This is a genomic window from Alteromonas sp. AMM-1 (genome assembly GCF_047290655.1).
Lineage (GTDB): Bacteria > Pseudomonadota > Gammaproteobacteria > Enterobacterales > Alteromonadaceae > Alteromonas > Alteromonas mangrovi.
Genome location: NZ_JBLBUE010000171.1, coordinates 1 through 7,072, shown reverse-complemented (window position 1 = coordinate 7,072; position 7,072 = coordinate 1). Strand labels below are relative to the sequence as shown.

Annotated in this window: 5 protein-coding genes; 4 read left to right on the top strand and 1 reads right to left on the bottom strand. The window is 48.4% G+C overall.

The genetic code is table 11. The features are described 5' to 3' along the window. The 4 genes from carB to ACLR2L_RS17440 all read left to right on the top strand — a co-directional run. The coding region (gene carB, locus ACLR2L_RS17455; protein WP_413369933.1) for a carbamoyl-phosphate synthase large subunit at positions 1-2,941 on the top strand (2,941 nt) is incomplete at its 5' end. Positions 2,942-3,062: 121 nt separating this feature from the next. Further along, positions 3,063-3,539 (top strand): transcription elongation factor GreA, encoded by a 477-nt coding sequence (greA, locus tag ACLR2L_RS17450; protein ID WP_140959980.1) that lies wholly within the window; start codon positions 3,063-3,065, stop codon positions 3,537-3,539. 69 nt (positions 3,540-3,608) lie between these two features. After that, positions 3,609-4,163: an NUDIX domain-containing protein gene (locus tag ACLR2L_RS17445; protein ID WP_413369931.1), complete on the top strand. Its 555-nt coding sequence runs from the start codon at positions 3,609-3,611 to the stop codon at positions 4,161-4,163. 2 nt (positions 4,164-4,165) lie between these two features. After that, on the top strand, positions 4,166-4,645 hold the full coding sequence (locus ACLR2L_RS17440; protein ID WP_413369929.1) for a GNAT family N-acetyltransferase: 480 nt from the start codon (positions 4,166-4,168) through the stop codon (positions 4,643-4,645). A gap of 38 nt (positions 4,646-4,683) precedes the next feature. On the opposite strand, the gene ACLR2L_RS17435 is transcribed toward ACLR2L_RS17440, so the two are convergent. Beyond that, positions 4,684-7,029, bottom strand: a complete 2,346-nt coding sequence (locus tag ACLR2L_RS17435; RefSeq protein WP_413369927.1) for a PilZ domain-containing protein — start codon at positions 7,027-7,029, stop codon at positions 4,684-4,686. Positions 7,030-7,072: the final 43 nt, after the last annotated feature.

Here is a 7,072-nt window from a genome sequence, read left to right as displayed (position 1 = left end):
TGCTCTGAATTGCGCTCTCGATTTGGATCGTCAAGGTGTTCTCGAAAAATATGGTGTTCAGTTAATCGGCGCGAATGCCGATGCGATTGATAAGGCTGAAGATAGAGATCGTTTTGATAAGGCGATGAAGGCAATTGGCTTAGAAACGCCACGTAGCCACATTGCACACACGATGGAAGAGGCGCGCGCTGCGGCCGATGACCTTGGTTTTCCTTGCATCATTCGTCCGTCTTTCACCATGGGTGGCAGCGGCGGCGGTATTGCGTACAACATTGATGAATTCAATGAAATCTGTACCCGTGGTCTGGACTTGTCACCTACCAACGAGCTGCTGATCGATGAATCACTGATTGGTTGGAAAGAGTACGAAATGGAAGTGGTGCGCGATAAAGCAGACAACTGCATTATTGTGTGTACCATTGAAAACTTCGACCCGATGGGGGTGCACACTGGTGACTCAATCACGGTAGCGCCAGCGCAAACCCTAACCGACAAAGAATTCCAAATCATGCGTAATGCTGCCATGGCAGTACTGCGTGAAATCGGCGTAGAAACCGGCGGTTCAAACGTACAGTTTGGTGTGGATCCAAAAACAGGTCGTCTGGTCATCATCGAGATGAACCCTCGCGTATCCCGTTCATCAGCACTTGCTTCTAAAGCAACCGGTTTCCCAATCGCGAAAGTGGCTGCCAAGCTGGCAGTAGGTTACACCCTGGATGAACTGGCCAATGATATTACTGGCGGTTTAACCCCAGCGTCGTTTGAACCAGCGATTGACTACGTGGTTACCAAAATTCCACGCTTTAACTTCGAAAAATTTGCTGGCGCAAACGATCGTCTTACTACACAGATGAAGTCTGTGGGTGAAGTAATGGCAATCGGCCGTAATCAGCAGGAATCGTTGCAAAAAGCACTGCGTGGCCTGGAAGTGGGGGCCAGCGGTTTAGACCCAATGGTTGATCTGCAGGACCCGGAAGCCCGCACTAAGCTAATTTATGAGCTGCGTGAACCCGGTGCAGAACGCATTTGGTACATTGCTGATGCATTCCGTATGGGCATGAGTGTAGACGAAGTCTTTAACCTGACTAACGTAGACCCTTGGTTCCTGGTGCAAATTGAAGAACTGGTTAAGCTGGAAAATCACATTTCCGAAATTGGTTTAAGCCAAATCGACGCAACGCTGATGCGTACACTGAAGCGCAAAGGTTTCTCTGACGCGCGCATTGCCACCCTTACTAACGTGGGCGAAAGCGATGTACGTAATACCCGCCGTGGCATGGGTATTTCTCCTGTGTACAAGCGCGTGGATACCTGTGCGGCTGAGTTTTCTACCAGCACTGCTTACATGTATTCAAGCTACGACGAAGAGTGTGAAGCTGCGCCGTCGGATCGCGAAAAGATTATGGTTCTGGGCGGTGGTCCAAACCGTATTGGTCAGGGTATCGAATTTGATTACTGCTGTGTGCATGCTGCACTGTCTATGCGTGAAGATGGGTACGAAACCATTATGGTTAACTGTAACCCGGAAACCGTATCAACCGACTACGATACGTCTGATCGTCTGTACTTTGAACCTGTGACTTTGGAAGACGTACTGGAAATCGTTGCAGTAGAGAAGCCGAAAGGCGTTATCGTGCAATACGGTGGCCAAACGCCGCTGAAACTGGCTCGCGCTCTGGAAGCCAATGGTGTACCGATTATCGGTACTTCGCCTGAGGCAATCGACCGCGCAGAAGACCGCGAACGCTTCCAGCAGATGGTAAATAAGCTGGGTCTTAAACAACCAGCTAACGCCACGGTAAGCAACATGGAACAGGCTCTGGCCAAAGCCGAAGAAATCGGCTTCCCGCTGGTGGTGCGTCCTTCGTATGTACTGGGCGGCCGTGCAATGGAAATCGTGTACGACCTGAAAGATCTGAGACGTTATCTGAACGAAGCAGTGAAAGTGTCTAACGACTCACCGGTACTGCTTGATCGCTTCCTTGACGACGCCATTGAAGTTGATATCGACGCCGTGTGTGATGGCACCGATGTTGTGATTGGCGGCATCATGGAACACATTGAACAAGCCGGTGTTCACTCGGGTGACTCAGCATGTTCACTGCCATCGCATTCACTGTCAAAAGAGATTCAGGACGTGATGCGTGAACAGGTTAAAGCCATGGCGCTTGAACTGGGTGTTATTGGTTTGATGAACACGCAGTTTGCCATCAAAGGTGGTGAGGTATATCTGATCGAAGTTAACCCTCGTGCTGCCCGTACAGTGCCGTTTGTATCTAAGGCTACCGGTGTGCCGCTGGCAAAAATTGCTGCCAGGGTAATGGCTGGTAAATCACTGAAAGAGCAGGGCTTCACTAAGGAAGTGATCCCACCGTTCTACTCGGTGAAGGAAGTGGTATTGCCATTTGCCAAGTTCCCGGGCGTAGATCCACTGTTAGGCCCGGAAATGCGCTCTACCGGTGAAGTTATGGGTGTAGGCGACACGTTTGAAGAAGCGTACGCGAAAGCCAACCTGGGTGCTGGTGCGCCACTGCCTAAGCCTGGTAAAGCCTTGCTGTCGGTTCGTCAGAACGACAAAGCAAAGCTGGTTGATTTGTCTAAGAAGTTGATTGACAGTGGCTTCAGAATTGAATGTACCCGCGGCACCGCAGAATTCCTGCGCGCTCAGGGTATTGAAGTGTCTGTAGTGAATAAACTGTCTGAAGGTCGCCCGAACATTGTGGATGCCATCAAAAATGGTGAGTACGCTTACATTGTAAACACTACGGAAGGCCGTCAGGCTATCACCGACTCGGTGTATATCCGTAGAGAAGCTCTGCTTAACAAAGTAACGTACACTACTACCATGAATGCGGCATTTGCGACGGTTCAGGCCAAATCAGCCGATGACCGCGGTAAGGTTACTTCAGTGCAGGAATTGCACGCCAGAATAAACGGCTGATGACAGCGAACAGGATACCTAGTATCCTGTTCGTTCATCCAGTTAATAAATCTTGAAAATTGCGCCTGCCGGGCGCATTTTTCATTAATGAGCAACAATTTGTAAAAGTGAGAATGACACAATGACGCAATATCCTATGACAGCTCGTGGGGCAGCGCTTTTGCGTGAAGAACTGAACGAACTCAAATCGGTTCAACGTCCCAGAATTATTGCTGCCATTGCCGAAGCCCGAGAGCACGGTGACCTAAAGGAAAACGCTGAATACCATGCAGCCCGCGAGCAGCAAAGCTTCTGTGAAGGACGTATTCAGGATATCGAAGGTAAACTGTCAAACGCACAAATCATCGATGTGACTAAAATGCCAAACAATGGCAAAGTCATTTTTGGTGTTACCGTGACCATTATGAATCTGGACACCGACAAAGAAACCACTTACCGAATCGTGGGTGACGATGAAGCAAACATCAAAGAAAACCTAATTTCGGTAAATTCGCCTATCGCCCGTGGTCTGATTGGTAAAGAGCTTGACGACATTGTGAATATTCAAACGCCATCTGGCAAAGTGGAATATGAAATTGTTGCGGTAGAATATATCTAGTAATAATTCTTCTTACTAAGTGGAGCCTAAGCTCCACTTTTTCATGTTAAACCCAACGGAAAAGATGCCATGGACGACCAGCAACAAGACGAAATTTTTACCCTCGACACAAAAGTGGTGTACCAGAACCGCTGGATGACGGTACGTGAGGACAGCATCGGCCGGGAAGATGGCTATCGTGGTATTTATGGCGTGGTAGATAAACCGGATTTTGTTGTGGTGATTGCACTGGATGGCGATGAGGTTTACATGGTTGAGCAATTCAGGTATCCGGTTAAAGGCCGTCACCTTGAGTTTCCTCAGGGCGCGAAAGAAGGGGATGCTGAATTTGAGCCGTTAGCCGTTGCTAAAGCTGAATTGAAAGAAGAATGCGGTTTAGTTGCGTCACAATGGTTTGCGGTTGCAGAACAGTTTCTGGCCTTTGGCATGTGTTCGCAGCGCTATCATATTTTTGTGGCCAAAGGGCTGTCTCAGTCTTCACAGGATTTAGAAGAAACGGAACAAGGCCTGGAAGTTTATAAAATGCCGGTTGCTGAGCTGGAGCGCAAAATCCTGGCCGGCGACATTATGGATGCCACCACCTGTAATGCATTTGGACTGGCTCGCTTAAAAGGCATGATTTAATAATGCACATTATTGTAGATGATCTCACCCATCCGGCTATTCACGCTTTATTGGAAGAACATCTGGCTGATATGCGCGCAACGTCACCGCCAGAGAGTGTACATGCACTGGATTTGACAGGTTTGCGTCACCCTTCGATTACTTTTATCAGCGCCTGGGAGCAGGGTAGCTTACAGAGAACCTTGCAGGGAACCTTACTGGGATGTATTGCTATCAAGCTATTGGATGCTCAGCAAGCTGAGATTAAATCCATGCGCACGCCTAAAGCAGCAAGAGGCAAAGGGACCGCCAAACAACTGCTGAAGCATCTGATAGCCTTTGCCGAGCAACGCGGTATTCGTACGCTGTATCTGGAAACCGGCTCGATGGCGTTTTTTGAACCCGCCAGACAACTGTATTTAAGTCACGGATTTGAATTTTGCGGGCCTTTCGCAGACTACACCGACGACCCAAACAGCTGCTTTATGACCCGCACATTGTAAATGGAATTTGGAACCTGGCGGGCCACAGAACGGCTTGCCTAAGCAGGCGTGTTTTCTCCGCCTTCACTTGCTCCTGTGTCGCTGCTTTCAGTGGGTACGTATTGCGCCAGTGTTAGCGCTTGAGCCAATGGTGATATGTCGATCAGATGTATCACATGAGAATAGGTATGCTGAAGGTTTAGCAGCTTTTCATAAACATCCATATCCACTTTAGAGAGTAGTGCCAGCCGCTGTTTGGTCATTGGCGTGGTAACGCGCACATTTGGGTGACACTCCAATGTAGTTGCGCACAGGATCACTTTACTTTCTTCCAGATACTGCACGATTTGCTTGCGCAACTTGCTGGCAAAGCACTCATGGGCGGTTAACGCAATCAACCGTTGATCGGCTTTGCGTTCACAGTGAATAGCCATGTGATAGCGATTAGCTTGTTGTAATAACCGTTTTAGCGCGCTGGAGTCGGGCGGTGATTTGTCCATATCAGCCACAAACCCGTGCAATGGGACTTCATTGGTAACCTGTTTAAACGGGTACAAATCATTGCTTTGCTCGGGAATGTACACGGTTTTTAAACGGCTATACATTTGTCTGCCGTGAATAACCTGAATGGCTATATGCGGCTGATTGCGCGATGCCAGTTCCCACAAGTAGCGAAAATACACTTTTTGCTGCTGTTCGATATTGCGAATCTTAAGCAGAGAGGCGTTCTGACCTGAAATTTTGGTGGCAAGCTTACTGTTAGCATCGTTGGCTTCCAGTCTTAAACGCATAACGTAATTTTGCGGTGAATAATTCAACACCTGATACCGCATGCCCTTCATTTTTAAATCCGGTACATTCACTTTAATGAATTCCGGGGGACTTTCCTGCGGCGGGCCTAGCAATTCAATTTGCATACCGCTCAACGAAAAATCACGCACAATGGCATCGTAACTGGTTAATAAACCAAACTTCACACTGGCACTTTTCTCAATGCGGTAACGCGGCTCAGCCCGGCGATCGTTGCCTTCCTCCATTACAAAGTGCAGGGGCCAACATTCATCGGCATCGCTAACTTGCTTAGGTAATTTGGCTTTTTCAATGGGGATAAATGCTTTGAGCTTACCCAGCTCGTCATTTACCATTCGCACATAAACAATGTGCTTGAGTTGTGGGATCAGCTCGGAATCTTCACTGCTGATGTCCTGAATGGTCATTGCATTGCTACGGTCAGTCTCGGGTATCTCACTCAAGCGATATTGCCAAATCGACAGACCGTCGGATTCTTCTGCCAGCTTAATAAAAAAGCCTAGTAGCTGTACTTGTTCTAATTCTCTGAGGGTCGCGCAAAGTTCTATGGGCTTGCCGGTTCCTGCCGTAACGGTAGTTCTGAAAACGTAAGTTTCATTGTAGCGCTGTAATTCGTCCATGATGCGTTTAAAGCGGCTCTTACCCGGTAAAAAGCGGGTAGCCCGACAGCCAGGGTTGCGCTCGGTATTGGTTCCGGTAAGCATTACCATGGTCGGAATAAAGGTTTCCTGCTCTTTGCGCAGAAACACCGGGATCCAGGGCGAGTTTTCTACTATGCGGTCGCGATCCAACGCTTGCATGGTCCGTTCAATTTCCAAATCGCGTTCCAGTGGCAAACGCAATGCTGCTCCAGCAAGGTATTTGGCAATTTTAGGCTGCCATTCGGCATCTTGCTCGGCCAGTGTCAGGGTAGCATGATGACGCTGAGTGCGGCTGCTAAACTCCACATCTTTAAATCGGTAATGAATTTCCTGGTTGGCTTTACACAATCCCATAATGTCGGGAAACGTAAACGGCAGTGGTTCATCGGCAAATTTGGGCGAGCGAGTGCACGCTACGGTAATTTCCGTTGCGCTGAGTGCTACTACGGTGAGACTTCTGCCATTCTGATATGCTATGGTCGATACGGAAAAGTGGGGGGTAATCGACAAATCATCATCAAACACAATGTCTTTGTAACTTTGTGATTGCACGGTGAATGCTTGAATGATCTTCTGGCGTAGTTTGCGGGTAACCTGGTTTTTGTAAAAATCGGAGTTGGTAATCGATTCGAACACACCTACCGTGTATTGATCGAGATACCTGGCCGTTTCCCGCTTCAGTATCTCTGCGCCTACGCGGTCGAGCGTCATGGTGATCCCAAAGTGGGCAAACTTTTTAACCGGAAATTGGGCAAATGCCGAGTTATCGGCTGGTGCGTCAGTTTGTGAGGTTAAACGAATGACTTCGTTTTTGATCACGTTGCGGGCTTGTGCACTTAGTCGCGACGAAAAGCGGTTCAACCCCTCAAGCAATCTGCCTCGTTGCTGGTAGGGGATCAGCGCTTTTATCACCGAGCCATAGCGTTCGATAATGTCTTGTTCGGTACTCATCATTATTGTTCTTTTCGAGTACGTAATACCATAAATGTAAACATAC